Source organism: Antarcticibacterium flavum (genome assembly GCF_006159205.1).
Lineage (GTDB): Bacteria > Bacteroidota > Bacteroidia > Flavobacteriales > Flavobacteriaceae > Gillisia > Gillisia flava.
The window spans coordinates 166030-189510 of record NZ_CP040812.1 but is presented as its reverse complement, the minus strand read 5'-3'; the positions used below and the strand labels follow the sequence as shown (position 1 = coordinate 189510).

Annotated in this window: 23 protein-coding genes; all 23 read right to left on the bottom strand. The window is 38.7% G+C overall.

All coding sequences use genetic code 11. The features are described 5' to 3' along the window. Positions 1-15 precede the first annotated feature (15 nt). Complete coding sequence (locus tag FHG64_RS00820) at positions 16-558, bottom strand: hypothetical protein (RefSeq protein WP_025743378.1); 543 nt, start codon at positions 556-558, stop codon at positions 16-18. Positions 559-726: 168 nt separating this feature from the next. Next, positions 727-993 (bottom strand): hypothetical protein, encoded by a 267-nt coding sequence (locus tag FHG64_RS00815; protein WP_025743379.1) that lies wholly within the window; start codon positions 991-993, stop codon positions 727-729. A gap of 25 nt (positions 994-1018) precedes the next feature. Then, on the bottom strand, positions 1019-1378 hold the full coding sequence (locus FHG64_RS00810) for a SpoIIAA family protein (protein WP_025743380.1): 360 nt from the start codon (positions 1376-1378) through the stop codon (positions 1019-1021). A 178-nt stretch (positions 1379-1556) separates the two neighbouring features. Further along, entirely contained in the window at positions 1557-1991 is a 435-nt protein-coding gene (locus FHG64_RS00800; RefSeq protein WP_139064649.1) for a Fur family transcriptional regulator, read from the bottom strand. A gap of 45 nt (positions 1992-2036) precedes the next feature. After that, on the bottom strand, positions 2037-4598 hold the full coding sequence (locus FHG64_RS00795; protein WP_026775385.1) for a heavy metal translocating P-type ATPase: 2562 nt from the start codon (positions 4596-4598) through the stop codon (positions 2037-2039). 25 nt (positions 4599-4623) lie between these two features. Beyond that, a complete protein-coding gene (locus FHG64_RS00790; RefSeq protein WP_139064648.1) occupies positions 4624-5514 on the bottom strand; it encodes a bestrophin family protein in 891 nt (296 codons plus the stop codon). A 21-nt stretch (positions 5515-5535) separates the two neighbouring features. Beyond that, the gene (locus tag FHG64_RS00785) at positions 5536-5853 is read right to left on the bottom strand and encodes a hypothetical protein (RefSeq protein WP_036841153.1); all 318 of its coding nucleotides are present in this window, start codon (positions 5851-5853) and stop codon (positions 5536-5538) included. A gap of 124 nt (positions 5854-5977) precedes the next feature. Further along, a complete protein-coding gene (locus tag FHG64_RS00780) occupies positions 5978-6232 on the bottom strand; it encodes a zinc ribbon domain-containing protein (RefSeq protein ID WP_026775387.1) in 255 nt (84 codons plus the stop codon). Between the two features lie 5 nt (positions 6233-6237). Further along, positions 6238-7041, bottom strand: a complete 804-nt coding sequence (locus FHG64_RS00775) for an AlbA family DNA-binding domain-containing protein (protein ID WP_223248935.1) — start codon at positions 7039-7041, stop codon at positions 6238-6240. A 6-nt stretch (positions 7042-7047) separates the two neighbouring features. Beyond that, a complete protein-coding gene (locus FHG64_RS00770; RefSeq protein WP_026775389.1) occupies positions 7048-7269 on the bottom strand; it encodes an SHOCT domain-containing protein in 222 nt (73 codons plus the stop codon). A 42-nt stretch (positions 7270-7311) separates the two neighbouring features. Then, a complete protein-coding gene (locus FHG64_RS00765) occupies positions 7312-7665 on the bottom strand; it encodes a SpoIIAA family protein (protein WP_139064647.1) in 354 nt (117 codons plus the stop codon). Positions 7666-7709: 44 nt separating this feature from the next. Then, positions 7710-8132 carry a Fur family transcriptional regulator gene (locus FHG64_RS00760; protein ID WP_047418563.1) on the bottom strand — a complete coding sequence of 141 codons (423 nt, stop codon included), beginning with the start codon at positions 8130-8132 and terminating at the stop codon, positions 7710-7712. A gap of 15 nt (positions 8133-8147) precedes the next feature. Then, positions 8148-8486 carry a P-II family nitrogen regulator gene (locus FHG64_RS00755; protein ID WP_047418561.1) on the bottom strand — a complete coding sequence of 113 codons (339 nt, stop codon included), beginning with the start codon at positions 8484-8486 and terminating at the stop codon, positions 8148-8150. Between the two features lie 115 nt (positions 8487-8601). Next, a complete protein-coding gene (locus tag FHG64_RS00750) occupies positions 8602-9858 on the bottom strand; it encodes an efflux RND transporter periplasmic adaptor subunit (RefSeq protein ID WP_139064646.1) in 1257 nt (418 codons plus the stop codon). Between the two features lie 16 nt (positions 9859-9874). Further along, a complete protein-coding gene (locus FHG64_RS00745; protein WP_139064645.1) occupies positions 9875-14290 on the bottom strand; it encodes a CusA/CzcA family heavy metal efflux RND transporter in 4416 nt (1471 codons plus the stop codon). Positions 14291-14408: 118 nt separating this feature from the next. Beyond that, the gene (locus tag FHG64_RS00740) at positions 14409-14804 is read right to left on the bottom strand and encodes a hypothetical protein (RefSeq protein ID WP_228547182.1); all 396 of its coding nucleotides are present in this window, start codon (positions 14802-14804) and stop codon (positions 14409-14411) included. A 74-nt stretch (positions 14805-14878) separates the two neighbouring features. Continuing rightward, entirely contained in the window at positions 14879-16324 is a 1446-nt protein-coding gene (locus FHG64_RS00735; RefSeq protein WP_028281656.1) for a type IV secretory system conjugative DNA transfer family protein, read from the bottom strand. After that, positions 16321-17349 (bottom strand): MobB family relaxase, encoded by a 1029-nt coding sequence (mobB, locus tag FHG64_RS00730; protein WP_008992775.1) that lies wholly within the window; start codon positions 17347-17349, stop codon positions 16321-16323. Before mobB ends, FHG64_RS00735 begins: the two co-directional genes overlap by 4 nt. After that, positions 17349-17897, bottom strand: a complete 549-nt coding sequence (locus FHG64_RS00725) for a BfmA/BtgA family mobilization protein (RefSeq protein ID WP_139064644.1) — start codon at positions 17895-17897, stop codon at positions 17349-17351. Before FHG64_RS00725 ends, mobB begins: the two co-directional genes overlap by 1 nt. 531 nt (positions 17898-18428) lie before the next feature. Further along, positions 18429-18626 carry a hypothetical protein gene (locus tag FHG64_RS00720; RefSeq protein WP_084553527.1) on the bottom strand — a complete coding sequence of 66 codons (198 nt, stop codon included), beginning with the start codon at positions 18624-18626 and terminating at the stop codon, positions 18429-18431. 11 nt (positions 18627-18637) lie between these two features. Then, positions 18638-19018: a DUF6876 family protein gene (locus tag FHG64_RS00715; RefSeq protein ID WP_028281658.1), complete on the bottom strand. Its 381-nt coding sequence runs from the start codon at positions 19016-19018 to the stop codon at positions 18638-18640. Between the two features lie 82 nt (positions 19019-19100). Continuing rightward, positions 19101-19436 (bottom strand): single-stranded DNA-binding protein, encoded by a 336-nt coding sequence (locus FHG64_RS00710; protein ID WP_028281659.1) that lies wholly within the window; start codon positions 19434-19436, stop codon positions 19101-19103. Between the two features lie 960 nt (positions 19437-20396). Then, the gene (locus FHG64_RS00705; RefSeq protein WP_025743392.1) at positions 20397-23480 is read right to left on the bottom strand and encodes an efflux RND transporter permease subunit; all 3084 of its coding nucleotides are present in this window, start codon (positions 23478-23480) and stop codon (positions 20397-20399) included. Between the last annotated feature and the right edge of the window lies 1 nt (position 23481).

Genomic DNA, 23481 nt, shown 5'->3' with positions numbered 1-23481 from the left:
TATTTAAATTCACAGTCATTCCAATCTCAACACCAATTGGGCAAACTGCACCTCTATGGTATCATCGATACCCTTTATTAAGGAATCCAAACCAGTATTTGAAACCAATAATTGTCCGGTTGCACTTATCAGGCAGGACATACTTACTCCTTGTTCTATATGGGTAATGGTTGCTTTAAATTGTGATTTAAAGGATTTCCCTTGATAAGTAACATCTATCAGCCAATTAAAGTTGATAGGGTCGTGCCGTTTTGATAAAAAATCTTGTGATGGAATTGTGCCAGTAAATCGTAGTATTAAAGGGTCTTCCCGCTGTTCTAAAAGGGCATTGATTTTAGGACTATCTGTTGATAAAGTCTTAAGGTCGAGTACACCATTGACCACTTTGGAATCATAATCAAGATATAGTGCCAATTTATGGCTTTCTGCCTTGACGGGTTTATTGTCAACCAAAGTCATCATCATAATATGACCTTCTTCAGTTGTATAAACTTTTTGGGCATTTACCTTATAATAACTAACCAACAAGATTATTAAAAAACAATGTTTAATATTCATAATGCCCATCTTTACTTGTATAATTTAAAAAAGCAGCTTCTACTTTTGCTTTTAATGCTATTAATCATTTTGCTTTAAAAAGCATCATAAAAGCTGCCTGCTATTAATTAAGTTTTCACTTAACTTATTTAAATAAAAAATTTCGCTCATTCCTATAACGATTTACCGCTACTTGTTATCTATATCCTTTTCTCTTTTACCGAAATAATAAATCAGCGCAACACTTGCACCTAATAAGCCAAACAGAGTGTTCTCAAAAATTTGATTCCCATTGATATTCAAAATTTCAATGAAATTATTTATTAAATATTGCCACCAATTAATTTCATAATTCTGTCTGCTAAACGTGAAAATTGTTATTCCAAAAGGTTGAAGGATAAAAACACCTACTGCAAACCCAATTAAAATGGTAATAAGAATGTTTTTTTTATTCATCGTTTGTCTTTTACAGTTATAAACTTTACAGGCTTTCAATCCAACTTTTGGCCTCTTCCTTTTGGTCTAAATTGAAATACTTAATATCGGCGTTGGTAAAAGGTTTCATAAATTGGGTTATCCAATTCTGCCATTTTTTATCTCCTACCATTGCTATTTTTTCATAGTCCGTGGCGTGGGCTGTGTCCATTTTCAGGTCTTCCCATAAACCAGGTAAATCCCAACCCGTAAAGTTGACCATCTCAAAATACCAACGGACTTTCATTCCCTTGTCCAGTATAGCGTGGATAAGTGGATGGATTTTTTCTATATCTTCTTTTCTCAATTTTCCCGAAGCTTTTGTTGCAACAATATTTTTTTCTTTTAACTCGATTATCTGTAACATTTTATATAGTTTTTAATTAAGTATTATCCTTCTAAATCATAAAACCATTCTTCCGCCCTTATGATGCCTTCTGATAATGATTTTTTTAGTTCTGTCATATTTTGTAGTTAAAGAGGGTGGAAGAAACCTGAACTGGACCATTGGGCGCAAGGGTTCAAGGTTCAAGTACTCCCACCTGTTATTTTTTTCTGCATTTTTCACAAATTCCTTTCAATACAAGGTTCACATCGTTCACTTCATAATCGTCTGGCAAGCTCTCTTCCGATATTTTATTTGGTAAACAGATTGTTTTCCTACAATCGGTACAATGAAAGTGCATATGTAAATCTGTACCGTATTTACCTTTGGCGTTTTCATCAGAAATCGCATATTTTGCCACTCCGACCCCATCATTAATCTGATGAATCAACCCTTTATCCTCAAAAATCTTGAGATTGCGATAAAAGGTCGTTCTGTTTGCTGTTTTATTGGTTTCGCTCTTTTGAACAAAGGCCTTTTTCAAATCGGAAAAGGACACGGCACTTTGTTTCCTTTTTAGGAACTTGTATATCTTCGACCTCATTTTAGTAGGTCGAATCCCTTTAGCCAATAATGTTTTTTCCGTCTTTGTCATTTAATATTCTTTCAAAAAACCAGGTTCTTCTATGTCCCAATTTTTCTAATCTTTTTTATAAGCCAAAAGGCGCAGCGCATTGGCCACGACTACCAAGGTAGACCCCTCGTGAAATGCCACGGCTATTCCTATGTTTGCCCAGCTCAAAATGGTGGCTGGTATCAGAAGTGCCACAACCCCAAGGCTTACCCAAAGGTTCTGCTTGATTATGGCCTTTGCTTTCCTACTTAAGCCAATGGCAAAGGGCAGGGTTTCCAATTTATCGGCCATTAGGGCAACATCCGCGGTTTCTAAAGCCACATCACTGCCCGCTGCACCCATTGCAATACCTACGGTACTGTTTGCCATCGCAGGCGCATCGTTTACACCATCTCCCACCATTGCCACCTTGGATTCCTTTTCCTTTAATTCTTTTATGGCATCCACTTTTTCCTCCGGCAACAGGCTTCCCCAAGCATCGGTCAATCCAATTTCTTTAGCAACGGCGTCGGCAACCTTTTGATTATCCCCGGTTAGCATTATCATCCGCTTGATACCGATTTCCTTTAATTTTTTCAGTGTTTCCTTGGCCGCTTCCCGTGGGGTGTCCATCAGGGCGATGATACCGATATATTCTTTGTTCCTTCTTATAAGCATCGTCGTGTTTCCGTCGCTTTCAAGTTCTTTTACTTTATTCGATATTTCTTCGGATGGTTTTGCTTCATCGAGGTCTTCGTACAAGTCAAGGTTTCCAATATAGATTTTATCCTTGCCCAAGGACGCTTTGATACCTTTTCCGAGAACCGCTTCTAAATCTGACGCATCGTTAATATCAGTACCTTTCAGACGCTCTTTCCCATCCCTTACGACAGCTTTGGCCAAAGGGTGGTCGCTCAAATTTTCAACAGCAACAGCTATCTTTAACAGTTCATTTTCTTCAATATCCCCTAATGGTACTACATCGGTAAGTTTGGGCTTGCCTTCTGTAAGCGTGCCCGTTTTATCAAAAGCCAAAGCCGTAATGACCCCCAAATCCTCAAGCGGTCGCCCACCTTTGATAAGTACCCCGCCACGAGCCGCTCTTGCAACCCCGCTTAATACAGCACTTGGTGTTGAAATGGCCAGTGCACAGGGGCTGGCGGCTACCAATACCGCCATTGCACGGTAAAAACTTGCACTAAACGGTTCATCAATGACCAGAAAGGCAAAGAGCAGGATACCCACCAGTATCAGTACGGATGGTACAAAGTATTTTTCAAACTTATCGGTCAACAGTTGGGTAGGGGACTTCTGGGTCTGCGCCTCGTTAACCAGTTTGACCAGTCGGGATAGTGTAGAGTCTTTGGCTTCCTTGATTACCTTTATTTCCAGCGTGTTATTACCGTTGATAGTTCCAGCGAATACCCGATTTTCGTCCTTGATATCATCGTCTGCCGAATAGTCCCTGCTCGTATCTTCCACGGGAATTTTGTCCACGGGTACACTTTCCCCAGTAATAGGTGCCTGGTTGACGCTGCTTTTTCCATTGACCACGACGCCATCTGCGGATATTTTACTATTGGGCTTGACCACAATGATATCGCCTATACTTAATTTTTCAATCCCGACTTCTTCTGTCTTGCCATCTTTTTTCAGCAATGCCGTTTTTGGTGCTAAATCTGCCAGTGCCGCAATGGACTTTCGGGCCTTTTCCATTGCATAATGTTCAAGGGCGTGCCCCAAACTAAACAGGAACAGCAACAAGGCACCTTCTGCCCATTCGCCCAGAGCTGCGGCACCGATGGCGGCAACCAACATCAAGAAGTCGATTTCAAAGCCGCCCTTGGCTACGGTCTGTATAGCCTCTTTCGCCGTAAAGTACCCTCCAAAAAAGTAAGCACCGACGTATAAAGATAAGCTAACCCAATCCGGTATTGATTCTACGTAGGAAAGGCCAAAACCAATACCCAGAAGCGTACCGCAAATGATGGCAAAAATAAGTTCGGTATTCTTGCCAAAAATACCACCGTGGGCGTGTGCCTCACTTTCACCCTCCTTGTGGTTGTGTTCTTCGCCGTCTTTATGAACGTGGTCTTCGCTCTCGCCAACGTGTTGATTTTCCTCCTTGTCTTGAGTATCTTCAGATTTTTCTTCACCGTTGGAAACTTCCATTTTTTGTAAATACGTTTCTGTATCAACGGAAGGTTCAATAATGGTAAGCCCTTGTTTTTCTATTTTCTTTTTAATAGCCCCAAATCCTGTAATGCCTTTATCAAATTCCACACGTACCATTCCAGAAGCGGATGCGGAAACTTCGAGAACTCCATCGACCTCCTTGACTGCTTTCTCGATGGTTCGGGCGTGACGGGTGTGGCGTATCCCTTCCACGGCTATTAGCCTATGCCCAAATTTATCCGTGATTTGGGCTCCCGTGGTTTCTGCCAAGGACTTTACTCTATCAAGGGAAATGACATCAGGGTCATAATGGAAACAGAGTTGCGGTATACCGTCCGGTTTTTCATCGGATATGTGTACACTGTCAATGCCTTCACGTCCACTTAATTTGTCGATGATCCTGTTGATGCAGGCATCTTTTTCGTCCGGTACCTGTGGAAGGATTACGGGAATTTTCATTTTTAGTTTTTTCATTTTATAAAATTTTAAAGTTGACCCTTTACAGTATATAATATTCGCTCGCTTTTTCTTTGATCGGAATATCCTCATCCCCTATCATTTGTTTAAGATTTATTTCAATAGTTGTAGCCAAATCGGTTACAGGGGTGTCCATAGGTCGATTTTCAAAAGGGTCCTGCATCAAAATGGATGTTTTTTCAATGGCAACGAAAATAATCGGTATTCCAATAGTTAGACTTATTTCCACCGCCAGGTATTGGTCTGACAGACCAAATGGTAACATTGTGGCAAATACATAAATGATTAAATGGATTAATAAACTATGTGCTTTGGGGAAGACCGTGTTTTTTATACGTTCGCACTTGCCCATAGAATCACATAATCTGGCTATGGTACTGTCTATTTGTACCTGCTGAAAATCATTGACCATACCGTTTTCTTTTGCTTTTAGCAAAGTTTCAGAATGTTCTGACAATAAAGTATTTGGAATATTAAAAGACTCCAACTTATAAGATTTTTGGTATTCCTTAACTTTGGGGGAAAAGGGTAGTTTTCTCAATGATTCACCCAATGCATAGCACCAGATTATTTGACGGTTGGTCATTTCATTGACCAAAATATCGTACTGCCCGTTGCTCCTTTTGAAAAATGAAACACATTGTCTGACCAGTGTTCGGGAATCATTCACAATTGCGCCCCATATAATACGGGCTTCCCACCAGCGCTCATAAGCTTGATTGGTTCGAAAACCCAAAAGCAAAGCTACCGCAGTGCCAAAAACAGCAGTAACACCAATTGGAATAGAGATTTTTGACAAAAAACCATATTGGTCCAAAATACCCACAGCTACAGCATAAGATACAATAAATACAATATCAAACTTTATGGTTTTAATAAAATTGACAATGGATATTCTTTTATTTAAGAGCATATTGAGAAATTATAATTGTTATTAGTGGTGGTGTTCAAATTTTTTCCCAATTTTTTGAATAATGGGATAGATAAAGATTGCTATGGCCGAAAGGAAAATTATCCCAGAATACAAGGCATAAATTCCAGAAAACAATTTGCCAGCATCGGTTTGTGCTTCATCTAAGGGACCCATTCCTGTAAGAATCATTGAAGCGTTTAAAAAGCTATCAATCCAACTTAATTTCAAAAAATAATAATACCCAAGCATCCCGATTCCCAAAGAAACAGTTATAATTAAAATCATAATAATGGCACCGTTGAATATTTTGTGGTACAATCTGTCATTCATTAATTTCATATAGTTCGGTTATTTACATTTTGTATTCCAATTATGTCATAAACTTTCTTGCTATAAATCTTTAACCTAAAGCTATATATGAAATATTGGTAAAAGTTAGAGTTCTTTTTTATAAGGTTTTTAACTATACTTCAGTGCCACATTTAGAACAAAATTTTGCATCCATAGGTATTGGTTCTTCACAACTTTTGCATTTTACTTTACCTAAAGGCTCGCCACAATGTTGACAAAAAGAAGCATTTTCAGGATTGTTTTTGCCGCATTTTATACATCTCACAACAACCTTGGGTTCATCAAATCTTGGGTCATTATTTTTACGTTGATGCTTGTTGGAATGATGACCATAACTTCCTCTTAATAAATGTTTTAAAAATCCCATATTGTTTAATTTAAGTGTGTTTCCATATAATCTAATGCTTCGGGCATATCCAACTCACGGGTACCGTTCCCAGTTCTGATAAAGAAATGAGAACGGTCGCCCAGGTTCAAATACACTGGTTTTTGCGATTTGTAGACCCTTACATAACAGATATCCTTTTCTTCAAATTGGTAAAAGGTCACCTTTGCCAAAGGGCAAAAATGCGTGCCTAAATTGAAGGACACCAACTGCATTATATACTGTTCAAATCCGTCCTTGCCCGGTTTCTTTAAAGTACCGTAATCTTGTTCGAGCCCCAGGATACGGCCTTCATCGTCAACTCCTATAATCAAATGGCCGCCTTCGGTATTCATAAATCCCGCAATGGTCTTTGCCACTACCATTTCCAAGGCTTTGTTTACCTTACCTTGTCGAAGGTCCCACCGCAAGGTGCTTTTGAATTCTACCTCGTGGTTTTCACCTTTGTCCAATAATTCCCTTATCAAGGTTATTCCGACTTTCTCCCTATTTAGTTGAAATATTGTTTTTCTTGTATAGAACATCAGGGCGAGACTGCTTCCCATAATACCAAACAGGATATTTTTTAGGATTTGGTCCACATCTCCAAATCCAAGAGCTTGCCCAACTGCATTTTTGAACAAATACCACCAATTGCCCGTATCACCGCTCTGGTCATACTGGAATAGGGAAATGCCCAATGGCTGTATAATGATTATGCCCACCGCAAACCCTAAAACAATAGCAATAAGAAGTCCTTGCCTGTTCAGCCCTCCTCTTTTTTGATTATGTATGCCATTAGGCGGTTTCATTGCAGTTTATTTTTTCTTGTTTTCCCGTAACAGTTTCTTTCGCTGTTCAAACTCTTCCTTGCTTATTTCGCCCCGTGCAAAACGTTCCCTCAGGATTTCCATCGCACTATCCTTTTTCCGTTTCTGTCCCGGGGTGGGGTAAGGAATTAGGAATATCCAAAAGATGAGGATTATCCAAAGTCCCCACCATATCCAGTGCATTCCTCCAAAATACCAATCGTCCATCATAGTGTTTCTGTTTTTAAATCAATAGTATATCCATTTTTTATGTTATTCTATTTCTATCCATTCTTTGGCCAATTCTTTTTCTTCGGTCTTATAAAATTTTATATGAGCTTCTGAAAAAGGAAGCAATACCTCGGTAAATTGTTCTTGCCATTTAACGCTACCCACCAAAGCAACACGCTTTAAATGCTTTTCATTCGGAAGGTTTAATTCAATTCCCTTCCAATGTGCCTCTGCTGTCCAGCCTTCAAAATTTTCCATCTCGATGTACCAATACACTTGTGGATGGGCAGTTATATGTTCTGTTAAGACTGGTATCAAGTTTTCATAATCCTTGGCATCCAGCTTATTCTCTGCTACCATATATACAGTAGCCTCTTTTTTATAGATTGTTATCATTGCTCATTATTTATAAATGATAATTGAATTTAAAAACCAAACGTTTAAACCAAATTGCCACTGCATTTTTCGCAGATACCCTTTACCACCAAGTTGATATCCTCGGTAATATAACCATCAGGTAAGTTGATGTGAGGGATTTTATGTTCTGTTAAACAGACCGTCTCATTACAATTGTTGCAATGAAAGTGCAAATGAAGGTCGTTGCCGACCTCGCATTCACAATTTTCTTCGCAAAGGGCGTATTTTATAACCCCTGTCCCATCCTCGATTTGATGCACAATCCCTTTTTCTTCAAACGCTTTCATAGTCCTAAATAGGGTACTTCTTTCACTGACCTTAAAATCTTTTTCCAAGTCGCCAAGGCTGATGGCCACATTCAACTCTGCCAACCGCTTATAGGTCATAAGGCGCATAGCCGTAGGTCGTATCCCTTTGTTTTCCAGAAGTTGAACTATTTTTTCCATTTGTACTGAAGTGTTTTATAGGTCGTACCGTTTTAAGGAATCCCCAGTTTTAATCTGAAAGGCATCTTCAATATTTGCTATATAGATAATGCCGTCTCCAGGTTCTTCCGTTTTGCCATTTTTTAAAATTATTTCAATGGCAGCTTGGGCTTCCTCATTTTGACAGACCAATTCCAGCTTAACCACAGGACTATCGGTAATACGAAAATCCAACGAAGGTCTTGCACCTTTTGCCTTGAATGCGCCAGTACCTTCTGCTTGTGAAAGGGTCATACTTTCAAATCCATTATCTGATAGTGCTTCAATGACTCTTTGGATTCGGTTCGGTTTTACAAATGCTTTTATTTCTTTCATCTTAAAAATATTTTTATGTTTTAATCGATTTTGAACCGAGCTTGTTTTCTAATTTTTAACTAACTAATTAAGACGATAAACAAACTCGGAATCAAAATCTTTGATTGTTATTGAATTAATGTCCGTGTTCCAGTTCGCCTTTAACCATTTCAGAAGACAGGTTATAAGCTCCGTTTATGACCACTTTGGCATCGGTTGAAACTTCGGCAGGCAGATTGACTTCAACAAAGCCTAAATCAGTAATACCAACCGTTACGGGTATCATTTTGAATTTCATTTTGCCTACTTCCATTTCCTCATCTTCATCCAAGATAAAAATAAAGGATTGCTCGCCTTCCTTTATAATGGCGGCTTCCGGAACGGCAAAACCCTTTTTCTCGCCCTGCACTATGCGCCCTTCTACATACATACCTGGCAAAAGATTTTTATCCTTGTTTTCTATATCTGCCAGAACTTCCAAAGCTTTTGGGTCTGTATTGAAGGTTTTACCAACAGACCGAACGGTTGCTTTAAGCAGTTCATCTGGGTGCGAGGCCGTGGAAAAATATATCTGTTGTCCTTTCTGGATTTGCTTTATGTCCTTCTCATATACTTTGAAGTTGACATAAATTTTTGAGTTGTCGCTTATCGAGAACATTTTGGATTGTTGTGCCACGTAATCGCCAAGGCTAATCATTACTTCATCCACATACCCACTTATAGGCGAGGTAATGGGAACAGCGGAATATATCTGTCCTTCCGCCACTTTGTCCGGGTTAATGCTCAACAGTCTCAATTGGGACCGCAAACCATTGACGCTGGATGTTGTAGAACGAAATTTTGACTGTGCCATTTGAAATTCCTTGCCAGAAGAAACACCTTTATCATAAAGAGTCTGCTTGCGCTCAAAATCCTGTTTCAAAAAGACCAATTCATCATTTTTTTCCTGATAATCTTGTTGCATTGCAATGATATCTGGGTGTTCTATATATGCCAACACCTGTCCTTTGCTTACGTTATCTCCGGGTATTACTTTTATGGAACTCACATTTCCACCAACAAACGGACTTATGTTCGCCTTATCCTGTGGGAAAAGTTCCAGCGTACCTGTTACCTTAATGTTGTTCCCTAAATTGCGTTCCTCCAAAAGTTTCATTTCCAAACCTATGGTTTCGGCCTGTTGCTTTGTGAGTTCCACAACGCCTTCTTCCTCGCTGTGACCTTCTTCTTCTCCTTCACTGTGGCCTTCCTCGCCGTGTGCATCTTCTCCAACTTCATTGGTCTTTGATACACCTTCGGCTTCATTATGTCCAAGTTCAGATTTTTGGGCATCATTACAACTCATAAACATAAGTGTAAATAATACGGTACTAACTAATAGTATATTCTTCATTTCTCTTTTTTTAAGGTTATAAATTGCCCAATTGATATTGCATATCAATGGTCTGCTGGTTATACTGATTGATGTATTGTAAATGGTTTTGTTTAATACGGATGGCACTATTAAGAATGGTGATATAATTGACATAATCTATTTCGCCTTCCTTGGATGCCAATTGCGCTGTGGTAATTTGCTGTTCTGCCAACAATAGTGCGCCTTCTTCGTAATATTGCAAAATCTTCTTTGTTTTTTCAAGGGATTTGGTCAATTGCGACACGCGACTTTCTGTAACCGCCTTTTGCTCCAAATATTGATTCTCTGCTACCATTGCGTCTGCCTTTGCTGCTTTTACCCTTGACTTCTGCGGAAAAAACCATAGCGGAATGCTAATACCCGCCTGATAGGTGTTGAAGCCTGAAACATCATCTACAACCTGCCTGCCATACGATAAGCTGAATTTCGGCAGGAATTGTGATTTCTCAACACCCACATTTGCCTTGCTTACTTCGGCATTTTGCAACGCATATTGCAACATTGGGTTATTGGCCACCGAAGTGGAATCTAACATTGCCATAAAATCCAATGTTTTGTATGGTTCACTAATCGTTTCAATGGATTCATCCGTTCCCAAATATTGTTTTAAGGCACGTTTGGCTATTTCAATATCATCAAAGGCTTGTTGCCTTAATACTTGAATCTGTTGAAATTCTGAAGAGGCTGAAATAAATTCCAACTTACCTGTTTCTCCCGTATCATACCGAAGTTGGGCAGCGGTCTTAAAATTGGTATAAATACTGTCCAATTGGTCTGCAAAACGCAACTGTGCCTTGTAATAATTAATTTGGTCATAGGCTTGCATCACATTGCGCACCAACTGTTGTTCACTGGCCACATAAAACTTTTCTCCCAAGGCAATGCGCTCTTTATAAAACTTCGATTTTGAAAATCCTGAAAGCAAATCGATATTGCCCTGTTGCACACCAACGGTTGTCTGCACTCCAGGAAGATTATTGCCATATTCTTCTTTGCCCGTGAAAACTTGTGTGCTACCAAGGTCAAAACTCGTTCCCTTTAGTGCCTTTTCCCGTTCAATAAATGCCTGACTTTCCTTAAGCGATGGATAATTCTGTTTTGCCATAGCAATAGCCTCATCAATGGTCAAGGTCTTTGGGATTGTACCATCTTGATTGGTGTCTTGGGCAATAGCAGTTCCCGAAGCCATCAAACCACCAACCATCAATAATACGGTTACAATATTGGTTGATTTTTTAATATAACTTACATCTCCACCATTGTCCTTCTTTTCTTTTCGGGATTCCAGCCAATAATAAAGAATAGGAATAACCACCAAGGTCAGAAATGTTGCCGTAAGCATTCCTCCAATGACTACTGTCGCCAAAGGTCGCTGTACTTCTGCACCACCAGAGGTAGAAATCGCCATTGGGATAAAGCCCATAATTGTGGTAATGGCAGTCAATAAAATTGGACGTAAACGTTCGTGCGTTGCTTCGTATATACGTTTTTTTAAATCTGTCATTCCACTGTCTTTTAATTCATTGAATTTGTTTATGAGTATGAGTCCGTTTAATACGGCAACTCCGAAGAGCACGATAAACCCGACTCCGGCAGAAATACTGAAAGGCATTCCACGAATCAACAAAACGAAAACACCACCAATGGTCGCCAAAGGCACTGCCATATAGATCATCAAGGCCTGTGTAACTGAATTTAAAGCGAAATAAAGCAGGATAAATATTGTTAGTAGAACGATGGGCACTACTATCATCAATCGGTCTGATGCACGTTGCAGGTTTTCAAATGATCCTCCATAAGTGACGTAATAACCTGGTGGCAGTTTCACTTCCGTTTCCAGTTTTTGCTGAATTTCCTCGACCATCGATTTTACATCGCGTCCACGAACATTTACACCCACAGATATACGACGCATAGTGTTGTCTCTTGAAATTTGCATTGGCCCAGCTTTATAACTGATATCCGCAACTTCCTTTAGAGGCACTTGAGCACCGTTTGGCAGGTCTATGAAAAGGTTTTTTAAGCTATTGATGTCTTGTCGATATTCCTCTGCCAAACGAATGACCACATCGAATCGTTTTTCCCCTTCAAAAATGACTCCTGCCTGTTCTCCAGAAAATGAAGCACTTACATAATCATTCAGCTTGTCAACGGTTACACCGTATTGTGCCATTTTTGCCCGGTTATACACCACTGTCATTTGTGGCAAACCGCTTGTAGCTTCTACATTGAGGTCAGCCGCTCCGGGAACGGTTCTGATGACCGCTGCGATTTCCTGTACCTTGTCTGCCAAAACGCCTAAATCTTCTCCGTACAGTTTGATTGCCACGTCCTCACGAACCCCTGTAAGCAATTCATTAAAACGAAGTTCTACAGGTTGGGTAAACACGAAATTTACGCCGGGAACTACTGAAATTTTTTCCTGTATTTTTTCTATCAGTTCTTCTTTACTATCTGCGGAAGTCCATTTACTCTTATCTTTTTCAAGAATAATATAACTATCGGCAATATCCATAGGCATCGGGTCTGTCGGTATTTCGGCCACACCAATCCTAGAAACTACTGTTTTTACTTCCGGAAACTCATTGATTAACTTCTGAAGTTTCTCTGAAGCCTCAATAGATTCTGTAAGACTGCTCCCCGGTTTTATCAATGCTTGAAATGCAATATCGCCTTCATCAAATTTAGGGACAAATTCTGCTCCCATATTGCTGAAAATAAATCCTGAAATCAAAAGCAAGGAAACCGCGCCTATAACCACACCTGCCCGAAAGCGAAGTGCAAAATTTAATATAGGCAGATAGATACGATTCAGAACATCCATAATTTTATCACTGAACCTATCAATCTTGTTTTCAAACTTGGCGAACCAACTATTTTGATTTTTAGCAGGTTTTAAAAATAATGATGACATCATTGGCACGTAGGTAAGACAAAGGATAATCGCTCCTAAAACGGCAAAACCAAATGTAAATGCCATTGGCCGGAACATTTTCCCTTCCACACCGGTCAAAAAAAGAATCGGTGTAAAAACTATAAGAACAATTAGTTGACCGAAGAAGGCAGAATTCATCATTTTACTTGAAGAATCATAGGCGATTTCATCCATTTCAGCTTGGTTGATGGCGGTTGTGGATTTTTTCATCCGTTGATGAATGTGGAAAACCGCTCCTTCCACGATAATCACCGCTCCATCTACAATAATTCCAAAATCGATCGCACCCAAGGACATTAAATTTGCCCAAATGCCAAATTGTTTCATCAAAATAAATGCAAATAATAGACATAAAGGGATTATCGAAGCTGCTATCAAGCCACCACGGAAGCTTCCCAAAAGTAAGACCAAAACAAATATGACGATTAGGGCTCCTTCTATTAGATTGTTTTTAACGGTACTTGTGGTTGCCTCAATAAGTTCACTTCGGCTTAAAAAAGCATCAATATAAACACCCTCCGGCAGGGATTTTTGAATTTCTACAATACGCTTTTCCACATTTTCAATCACGTCGCCTGGGCTTTCGCCTTTCAGCATTAAAATTTGTCCACCTACGGATTCGTGACCGTCTTGGGTAAATGCACCATAACGCACTTGGTTTCCGTAGCCCACTTTTTCGGCAACGTCCCTTACCAAGACAGGGCTTCCATTTTGTGTGGTTACAACCGTGTTTTCCAAATCGGCAATACTTCGTGCCAGCCCTTCGCCACGGATAAAATTGGCTTGGTGGTTTTTTTCGATATAAGCTCCACCAGTATTGGCATTGTTCACTTTAAGGGCCTCAAAAACCTGATTCATTGTAATGCCAAAACTTTTTAGTTTATCAGGATTTATGGCAACTTCGTATTGTTTTACATAGCCTCCAAAGGCATTGACCTCAACGACTCCGGGGACTAGTGCCATTTGACGTTTTACAATCCAATCTTGGATGGTACGAAGCTCCATTGCATCATATCTGTCTTCATAGCCTTCTTTTACTTTTAGGGAATATTGGAATATTTCCCCCAGACCTGTTGTTATGGGTGCCATAAAAGGTGTGCCGAAACCTTCAGGGATTTCTCCAGCAACTTCGGTCAATTTTTCCTGTACCAATTGCCTTGGCAGATAGGTTCCAGCCTCATCCTTAAAGACAATGGTAACCACCGAAAGACCAAAACGGGACACCGAACGCAGTTCGATAACGTCTGGCAGATTTGCCATTGCCAATTCTACGGGATAAGTAACAAATTGTTCAATGTCTTCAGTACCTAAATTTGGGGCAACTGTAATAACCTGTACTTGGTTGTTGGTAATATCGGGTACAGAACCCAGATTTATAGTGGCCATAGACCAAATGCCCGTACCTACAAGTGCCACTATAAAGAGCCCAATAATAAACTTGTTATTAATGGAAAATGAAATGATTTTGTTAATCATAGAAAAAGTATTAATTCAGTTTAAACATCGCAATGCAAAGAAATGCAATGCGTTTATGATGCGATACTTACTTTGAAAAGCATCACGGTAGGATATAGCTATCCTAAAAAAAACTGAATTATACTTTAGGGGGTTGGAAAAGCGATTCCAGATATCTGGAAGTGAAGTTTACTTTATGTAAGTTAAACTGTTTTTTCTCTTCAAACTTTAGTCGATTGGTTAAAACCGAATTGTTGTTCGCAATAATTAATACTAAAGGGTGACAACATTGATGATGGGAATGGACTGGTGTATTCTCCTTATCTGGGTTATTATGATGCCCTTCATTTTTTGCATCATTGTCAATGTAATCTTCAACTACATATTCAAGGAAAGAGTCTCCATAAACTTTATGGTCTTGATAATGGGTAATAATGCTTGAAATTTCTTTAATTGGTCCACAAAAGTCCATATCAATGCTAATTCCCTGAAAAAAGAATAAAATTGACATTGATATGGAAAAGAATATTTTCATAAAGTTTGACAAAGATACAAATTAATCGATGCACAGGCTGTGCAAAAACTATGGTTGTTCTTTATTTACTAATTTTAGTTGACCTTAAATATAGATTTTGCCTCTCTATAAATCCGTTCAAAATTGAGCTTTAATTCATCGGTTGTAAAATGTTGATGAGGATTTGGTATTTCTCTTTTAATCGTTTGTAGTTTAAATTGAACTCTTTTATCTTTGCCATCAGCAAAAGTTATAAACTCGCCTTGTTTCAAACGGAAAAAAACATCTGCTCTACGTTTAGAAACTTCTTTTTCGCCTGTGGTAATTCTCGTATCAAAATTTAGATTGTGTCCACGATTTATACTTGTGGTTTCCTTACGAACAATCTCAAAGAAACGCTCATAATATTTTGCAGTATCTGGGTCATTAACTTTGCCGAAAAACTGATAGGAAAGATTGCTCAAAATAGCCTTACTCGCTTTGTCTCCATATAGCATATCATTCTGAATTTTATCCTGCATCACGTAAATTGTGGCAATATCATAGCTTCTTAAAGTTGCGGGAATGCGGTGCATATTAAGCAGCTTTATGGTTGGGGCTTCTTCCATCATTAAAAATGACGACTGTTGACCTCTCACGCTCATTTGCTTGATGACTGTGTGCATAATTGCAGCGATGATAGGCGAGTAAGCTGATTCATATTTGGGATGGTTCACGATGCAGATAACAGCAGGATTGTCCTTGCTGTTGATATTCAATGGTACTTCATCTTTTGACAAAGCCATAAACAACTGTTGTGAACCTATCTTTTTAAAGGCATTGGCCAATGTGCTTTTCACACCTGCCGTTTGTTTGTCAGAATCCATTCCGTTGATAAAAGCACTTGCCATACTTCGGGAAGTGATATTTGAGCTCACAAAAGTAACCAACTGTTTGGTAGTCATCGATTGAAAAATAGCAATCAAATGGGGCAGGGTGCAATATTGAGGATAGGACGTTTTTAGTTTCCAAATCATTCCACCCATCAAACCTTCAACAGCATCACTGAAGAATTTTGTGGTACTGTTTGTACTGGATTCGTTGAACTCCAAAAGATTTTCAATGAGTACCTTGGATAATTCATTCACACTTTCCTCATTGGGCAAATATCTTGGGGTAATTGGGTTTACACAATAATGGATTTGGTCAAAAGCTATGGTATAGAATTTAATATCCTTTTCTTTAAATAATGGGTAGGCAATTTCGGTAAGTTCAAAATCCTTGTAATCGTGTATGATACCACAAAATTGATGGGTACTAAAATGCTGTAAAAAATTATAGATAACACTTTCTGTTTTACCGCTTCCCGCAGAGCCAATAATCGATGCACCTCGCTTGATATTTTCGATTTGAAATTTTCCACGACGAAGTTTAAAGCGTACCTGATATTTCTTATCTCCGTTTTTGGGCTCTTCTTGATGAAGAAACACATATAAAACTGTACTGACAAACAATACCGGAACAACAATAAAAAGGATGATATGTGGTATTGACATACTCATATCCCAATAGAACCCGACTGTATTGCTCGGTCAATCCCTTTTTTAAACTTGTTGATTATCTTTAATGCCAACTGTACTTTGTTTGTTGGAATATTCATTATGGGTACACCAGATTTGGCAAGTATTTTATAGGCAGTTGCCTTTTCATTGGTTGGCAATCCCGAAAGAATTGAGAAATACAACTTTGGATTTTTCAGGAATGTTTTACGTGCCTTATAAGTTTCAACATAGTTTCGTTTGTATTGAAATAGAGTGTCAAACGTTTTTTCAGAAGCCTTAAAGAATTTGTCCCTATCAAAACCACGTTTTACAGGTTTGCCATTAAAAACGGTTTCCGAAGCTTTGTACTTGCTACCAGGGGACAAACTGTATTTATTGGACATATCCTTTCTGCTTACAATAATATGGATATGGCTTTGAGAGCCTTCTTTAGGCATCCCTCTAACAATGCGTTTTCCATCTTGTTGATGTGGTGCTTCTTTTTCCAATCGGGACATCGTTTGCTGTAATTTTTTGATGTTGCCTTCTAATTCGCCACTTTTAATTTTCCGGATATCGTTCTTAATTTGAAGTATCTTGGTGGCATAAGGTTGGTTCTCCTGAATTTTCCTATCCGTTCCCTTATACGTACGCTGATGCTCAATTTTGGCATAGTATATAATGTCATCTACAGTAACAGCTCGTCCGTTTATTTCCCGATTAAAAGATTTAGCGTACTCTTTCATCAATTCTCGGGTGTACTTTTTCAGTTCCTCGGAATGATTTTGCAATCGCTTCAATTCATAAGCACTCGGATTGACTGTAATGGAATAAAACTTTGGTTCGGTCTTTTTGAGTTTAGCCGTATTTCCGTCAATTTCTTTAATGACTTCCTTACCTGATATTTCTTCGCCATACTGATTGAAAAAATGTTCCATTTCATCAATGGATTTGTCATCGTTTTCTTTTTCGAGATAAGCGACAAAATCGGAAACGCTCTGTGCATAATTGCCATCTAATGTCTGTTTGGTTACTGTGATATACATTATAATTTTTGTTTAATGTTTTCAAATTCATCTTTGGTCAGTTCCAGTTTTAAATAGCCACCTCCAAAACTGCTTTTTACATAAGTGGTCTTATTGATGATTTTTTCCAAATCATATTTTACGGAATGAAATTGTTGCTGAACTTCTTCGTAACGATTTCGGTAATGATTTAGTTCTTCGTTTTCGGTAATCAATTCTTGTTGTTCAAATTCAAATGGTTCTTCTTGTAACTCTTTCTCATTTGGGTTTTCTTGAAAAAGCAATTCCAACATTGCATTGGTGGGCTTGGTCTGGTTTTTTTCAATATCTCTAATAATGGCTACAAGGGCATTGATTCGTTTTTTGAGACTATTCTCCAAGGTCTGCATATTCGGACCCAAAGATTCATTTGGGGATAGCTCGTTCAAATCAAAAAAGTTCATCATTGTTTCCAGCGTATCGGTGTGCGAACGTGAAATTCTTTTGGAAAATTTCCGAAAACGAGTTGCCACATTAGGTTTAATACTAATGGCAGAAAAACTGTATTTCTTTTGATGATTTGAACTCATTTACTGTAAAAAATTGCCGTTTTATAAGGGTTTCAAAAGGATTTACTGTAAAATTTTATTATTTTCTTAAACCCTTTAAACAGTAATTATTTGTTTTTCAAATAATTACAACTAAAAATCAACCGTTAACATCGCCTTGGCGTGTTACCCTCTTGCTTCTCAAATTCGTCCCGCAGGGACAAAATTTTTCAAATAACCTGACTAAAAAGTCAGTTGCTTTTTTTCGGAATAAAAAATTCCGATATGTTTAATTTTTGGTGTGTATCATTATCGGCGAAAGTCAAATCAAAATGGGATAATGATACTTAAAATGGTACTGCTTAAAAGCCTTTTAAAGATATTCTATTTGCAAATAATATTCAAATACGGATTGTTTTCAAATGGTAGGTTTTGATACCAAAAAATAGGATTTTTATGAAAATGCAAATTTAGGACGTCGAGTTTTGGATTATTGGCTCTTGAAATTTTGAAAAAATAAGGCACAAAAAAAGACCTCTGAAAATTCAAAGGTCCAAATTTTTGCGTTGCAATTTAGATGTTAAAAATGTACTTATATGTATATAAATTCTTTATCGCTTCTTCGTCCAATATGGTATTATAATCTAAATGATGTTTATTGGCGTAGGCTTTAAGGTCGTTCCCAAATTTGTTCTCTATATCTTCTTTTGAAACTGAAAGTAGATGCTGTTGGGTTTCGTCATCGAGGTTGTTATAATTTAGATAAATCATAGCCTTTGTTTTTAGTATTCACTTGGTAACATCAGCGTATTATCCACAAAATATAAACGCAATTCATCTAAAGGAAAATCAGTAAAGTTGTATTGATGCGTTTCAAAAACATTTCCATTTCCATCGCTATAAATTATTTCAGCTTCATAGCCCGTAAAATCTTGTTCATCTTCCGATAGCCTTTTAAAATCTATTGTGATAAAATGGCTTCGGTTCAGCAAACTTTTGGCGATTACTGAAACATCAGTAATGAGCCAAAAACATTCTGCTACATTGGCTAAATATTTCAATCCGTTTGTAAATCGGGTGCGTATCAATGGGATTTGATATAACATTTCAGAACCGTGAAAATGTTGCAATCCTTCTTTTATTTCGTTAACTTGTGCTTTCATTGTAATGTCTTTTTTAGATTTAATGATGAAAAGAAGAGGGCACAAACTAATTGAAAACTGGTATTAGTGCCCTCTTTACTTTTTACTTACTACCCATTAATAGGATTTCATCGGCTACCACTTCGGTAACATAGCGTTGGTTGCCATCGTCCGTGGTATAGGTTCGGGTCTTTAGTTTTCCAACAACTCCGATTTCTTTGCCCTTTTCGGCATACTTTTCGATAATTTCAGCAGTTTTGCCCCAAGCGACAACGGTGTGCCAATTGGTGTCCGTTTGTTTCTCGCCCTTGCCGTTTTTGTAGTATTCATTGGTTGCCAATGAGAATCGGGCTACTTTTTTACCACTTTCAAGGTTCGTAATGGTTGGCTCTTGTCCAACATTTCCAATTAACTGTACGTGATTTTTAATAGTACTCATAATAAAAGATTTAAAAGATTAATAATTTCCCTATTAGGTTTAAACTGAATTAAATTTTAAGGGGTGTTTGTATGATTTCTTTCGTGCTCCGCACAATAGATGAAGTGGGTTTTGTCAAGACTTTTAGGGAATAAATCAGGTGTGTTTGCGACGTAGTAAAATCCTTGGATTTTCAAGGAAGTAGAAACCTTATTTTTGCCTAAAACTTGTACAGTCTTGACAAGTTCCATAATGGTATTAGCAATTCTTATAAAGCCATTTGTGGCGAGAGCGTACCGACAGTTAAGCGAACAGAGCAAATGGCATTATTTTAGAATTGGTTATGCCATACCTGTTTTTCGCTGTCCCGAAAAACATTAAAGGCTTCATCTATTATAAACCCCTTAAAATGTGTGAGGCAAAGGTTCGGTTTTTAAGAATTATCGAGCAAAGACCAAAGTAGGCTTTGCCGTTAATTCTGTTAAGAAAATCGAGGCTTTGACTTTCCGATTACAAGCGGACTGGATTCACGGTTTTGGCTTGGGAATGTAGCGTTCCTTCCCATCGAAGCGGGAAGGGGAAGCGGAATGGAAAACCAAAAATGGGGATTGGGTCCAAGATTTTTTATAGAGAAGCTCTTTGCCCGAAATGTAGCTTTTCGCGAAATGTAGCGGTAAAGTGCTGAACGGTTTATAAAACGAATTATTCTTTTGAAGTAGGGTTTTAAAGCGGACTTGACTTTAAAGATGTAGATTGGAATAGAGTTTGACCACTTCCCGAATTTTCTCGGGAATGAGTGGGCAAGTGGAATGGAAATCGGAATCTTTGAAGTTGTGTCCAAGACCTTTTTTGAGTGAAGCGCTTTTCCCGGAATGAAGCTTTCGCGGAATGTAGGGGAATGTGCTGAATGGGATTATAAATCTAATGGCATAAAAAACCTCCCTACCAGAGTAAGAAGGTTTTACAGTTATAATCAATTTACTATTTTTCTTTTTTCAGAACTAATTGATACACACAAGGAATTACCACCAAATTCAATATCGTAGCTGACAACAAACCACCTAAAATTACAACCGCCATCGGGCTTTGTATTTCACTACCCGGTTCGCCACCTTTTAAGGCTAATGGAATTAATGCTAATCCTGTTGTAAAGGCTGTCATTAAGATTGGATTTAATCTATCCAAAGCTCCTTTCTTTATCAATTGAAAGCCTTGGATTCCTTCTTTTCGTAAATCTTCATAACGAGAAACCAATAAAATTCCATTACGGGTTGCTATTCCAAAAAGACTAATAAATCCAATGGTCGCAGCGATACTGATAATACCTGATGTAAAGTACACAATCAAGATACCACCAATCAATGCCAGAGGTAAATTGATTAAAACTACGAACGCCAGTTTTATGACCTTAAATTCATAATACAACAACAGGAAAATGATGGCTATCGCGATGATGGCTGTTATCAAAAGCAATTGTGATGCTTTGGACTCACTTTCAAACTGTCCGCCATATTGTACACGGTAGCCTTCTGGCATATTCACGTTATTGGCGACGACTTCCTTTATTTCGTTTACTGCACCACGTAAATCCCTACCTTGAACATTGGCAGCGACCACAATTTTTCGTTGTACATCTTCACGATTGATAGTGTTTGGACTACTTACCGATTGAACTGTTGCCAATTCGCCCAACGTAGTTTGTCCACCTTTCGGTAAACTAATCAAGGTTTTATTGATATTCTCAATATCATCCCGAAACGGTTTTTCATAGCGCACTACCAAATCAAAGTATTGCTGTCCTTCATAAATCTCGCCCACTTCTTCTCCTGCAAAAGCGATATCTACTTGTTCCATCAAATTACCAACCGTCATACCATATGCCGAGAGAATCTGGCGCTTGGGTTTAATACGAATTTGAGGCACTTCAATTTGCTGGTCAACAGCAACATCTGCCAGTCCATCAATATCCTTAATGTTCTGTTCTACGCTTTTGCCTACTTCAAACAGTCGTTGTAAATCGAAACCAAATATCTTGATGGCAATATTGGCGCGTGTCCCGGAAAGCATATGGTCGATACGGTGGGCGATGGGTTGCCCCAAGGTAATGTTGACACCTGGTGCAACACTCAATTTGTTTCGGACTTCTTCAAAGAATTCTTCTTTTGTTTTGTCCTCAAGAACAAAAGGCACATCAATTTCCGAAGCATTGACACCTTGCGCGTGTTCGTCCAGTTCGGCACGGCCTTGTCTTCTTGTAACAACCTCTACTTCGGGCATATCCAATAGTATAGTCTCGATTAATTTACCTGTCTTGTTGCTTTCTTCCAAAGACATTCCCGGTGGACCAACCACACTAATTACCAAAGAGCCTTCGTTGAATTCAGGAAGAAAACTCCTTCCCAATTGTGTGACCACTAAAAGACTTAACAGAAAAACAATCACAGTTACGCCAATAATGGTTTTGGGTATTCGTGTTGCCCGTTCCAAAAGGTTGCCATAATGTTTCTGTAGCCATCGCTCCACGCGTGTACCTTCTGCCTGCTTGTTCAAAAGCTTTTCGTTATCCAATAAATAGGAACACAAAATAGGCGTAACCGTTACGGCAACAACCAATGAGGTCAATACCGATGTTACAAAGGCTATGCCCAGCGGTTGCAATAATCGACCTTCCATTCCGCTTAAAAAGAACAAGGGAACAAATGATACGATGATAATTAAGGTTGCAATAATGATGGAACTTCTAATCTCTACTGAAGCGTCACGCACTACTTTTATGGTCGATTCCCGCTCCGCTTTCGGTTTTCTGATATTTTCCCGCAAGCGTTTATATACATTTTCCACATCGATGATGGCATCATCTACCAACGCACCTATCGCAATGGCCATACCACCCAAACTCATTGTGTTTATAGTGTAACCCAGCCATTTTAAAATGATGATGGACACCAATAAAGAAATTGGGATAGCCAGCAAGGAAATAACGGTAGTCCTCCAGTTCATCAGAAAAATGAAAAGGATAATCATTACAAAGAACGCACCTTCTAAAAGAGTCATATTTAGATTACTTATAGAAGCATCTATGAAATCAGACTGCCTAAAGATTTGACTTTTGATGTTGACACCTTTGGGCAGGGTTTTTTGCAAATCGGCAATGGCTTCATCCAGTCGGTCTGTCAACTCCAATGTATTCACATCGGGCTGTTTAGAAATAGTAAGAATCACAGCGGGATTTGCGTTTAATGAACCATCGCCAATTTTATCAGCTGCACCAATTTGTACGGTTGCAACGTCTTTAATCTTGATGGTTTGACCATTCACTTCCTTTAGAACCGCTTCCTGTAAGTCTTCCAGCGCATACGCCCTACCACTTCCCTTAATGATGTACTGATTGCCATATTGATTGATGACACCACCGGGCGCATTTTGATTTGCTTCCTTAACGTGTTCTACCAATTCTGAGAGGCTCACGTCGTAATACTTCATCTTTTCGGGATTGGCAAATACTTGATATTGTTTGTAATCGCCACCAATAACCACCACGTTTGCAATACCGCCAATGGCTTTTATACGAGGCCTGATGGTCCAGTCGGATAAGGTTCGCAGTTCCATTGGCGAAAGACTATCCGATGTCACTCCCAAGAGCATTATTTCGCCCATAATGGATGAAATAGGTGCCATTGTTGGTGCTCCAATTCCTTCGGGTAGATTTTCCCGTACCATTGGAATACGTTCACTTACAATTTGTCGTGCCCGATAAATATCGGTTCCCCACTCAAATTCTATCCAAACAATGGAAACTCCCGCTGCCGATGACGAACGGATGCGTCTCACATTGGGCGAACCGTTTAAGGCAGTTTCCAGTTGATAGGTCACTAATTTTTCTACTTCTTCAGATTCCATTCCGTGCGCTTCGGTAAGGATTGTTACCGTTGGTGCTGTAAGGTCTGGGAATACATCGACGTTCATTGTACGTGCATAATACACGCCCAACACACTCAATGCAACCGCTCCCAATAGTATGAGCAATCTGTTTTGAAGTGAAATTGATAATATTTTGTTTAACATT

What these genes read in the sequence shown, in the direction of transcription:
- FHG64_RS00785 (WP_036841153.1), bottom strand. Translation starts at nt 5,853, where the DNA reads ATGAAATTAATGAATGACAGATTGTACCACAAAATATTCAACGGTGCC.
- FHG64_RS00770 (WP_026775389.1), bottom strand. Translation starts at nt 7,269, where the DNA reads ATGATGGACGATTGGTATTTTGGAGGAATGCACTGGATATGGTGGGGA.
- FHG64_RS00735 (WP_028281656.1), bottom strand. Translation starts at nt 16,324, where the DNA reads ATGAGTATGTCAATACCACATATCATCCTTTTTATTGTTGTTCCGGTA.
- mobB (WP_008992775.1), bottom strand. Translation starts at nt 17,349, where the DNA reads ATGTATATCACAGTAACCAAACAGACATTAGATGGCAATTATGCACAG.
- FHG64_RS00725 (WP_139064644.1), bottom strand. Translation starts at nt 17,897, where the DNA reads ATGAGTTCAAATCATCAAAAGAAATACAGTTTTTCTGCCATTAGTATT.
- FHG64_RS00760 (WP_047418563.1), bottom strand. Translation starts at nt 8,132, where the DNA reads ATGGAAAAAATAGTTCAACTTCTGGAAAACAAAGGGATACGACCTACG.
- FHG64_RS00705 (WP_025743392.1), bottom strand. Translation starts at nt 23,480, where the DNA reads ATGTTAAACAAAATATTATCAATTTCACTTCAAAACAGATTGCTCATA.
- FHG64_RS00815 (WP_025743379.1), bottom strand. Translation starts at nt 993, where the DNA reads ATGAATAAAAAAAACATTCTTATTACCATTTTAATTGGGTTTGCAGTA.
- FHG64_RS00710 (WP_028281659.1), bottom strand. Translation starts at nt 19,436, where the DNA reads ATGAGTACTATTAAAAATCACGTACAGTTAATTGGAAATGTTGGACAA.
- FHG64_RS00750 (WP_139064646.1), bottom strand. Translation starts at nt 9,858, where the DNA reads ATGAAGAATATACTATTAGTTAGTACCGTATTATTTACACTTATGTTT.
- FHG64_RS00720 (WP_084553527.1), bottom strand. Translation starts at nt 18,626, where the DNA reads ATGATTTATCTAAATTATAACAACCTCGATGACGAAACCCAACAGCAT.
- FHG64_RS00800 (WP_139064649.1), bottom strand. Translation starts at nt 1,991, where the DNA reads ATGACAAAGACGGAAAAAACATTATTGGCTAAAGGGATTCGACCTACT.
- FHG64_RS00795 (WP_026775385.1), bottom strand. Translation starts at nt 4,598, where the DNA reads ATGAAAAAACTAAAAATGAAAATTCCCGTAATCCTTCCACAGGTACCG.
- FHG64_RS00790 (WP_139064648.1), bottom strand. Translation starts at nt 5,514, where the DNA reads ATGCTCTTAAATAAAAGAATATCCATTGTCAATTTTATTAAAACCATA.
- FHG64_RS00755 (WP_047418561.1), bottom strand. Translation starts at nt 8,486, where the DNA reads ATGAAAGAAATAAAAGCATTTGTAAAACCGAACCGAATCCAAAGAGTC.
- FHG64_RS00775 (WP_223248935.1), bottom strand. Translation starts at nt 7,041, where the DNA reads ATGAAACCGCCTAATGGCATACATAATCAAAAAAGAGGAGGGCTGAAC.
- FHG64_RS00745 (WP_139064645.1), bottom strand. Translation starts at nt 14,290, where the DNA reads ATGATTAACAAAATCATTTCATTTTCCATTAATAACAAGTTTATTATT.
- FHG64_RS00810 (WP_025743380.1), bottom strand. Translation starts at nt 1,378, where the DNA reads ATGTTACAGATAATCGAGTTAAAAGAAAAAAATATTGTTGCAACAAAA.
- FHG64_RS00780 (WP_026775387.1), bottom strand. Translation starts at nt 6,232, where the DNA reads ATGGGATTTTTAAAACATTTATTAAGAGGAAGTTATGGTCATCATTCC.
- FHG64_RS00765 (WP_139064647.1), bottom strand. Translation starts at nt 7,665, where the DNA reads ATGATAACAATCTATAAAAAAGAGGCTACTGTATATATGGTAGCAGAG.
- FHG64_RS00820 (WP_025743378.1), bottom strand. Translation starts at nt 558, where the DNA reads ATGAATATTAAACATTGTTTTTTAATAATCTTGTTGGTTAGTTATTAT.
- FHG64_RS00715 (WP_028281658.1), bottom strand. Translation starts at nt 19,018, where the DNA reads ATGAAAGCACAAGTTAACGAAATAAAAGAAGGATTGCAACATTTTCAC.
- FHG64_RS00740 (WP_228547182.1), bottom strand. Translation starts at nt 14,804, where the DNA reads ATGAAAATATTCTTTTCCATATCAATGTCAATTTTATTCTTTTTTCAG.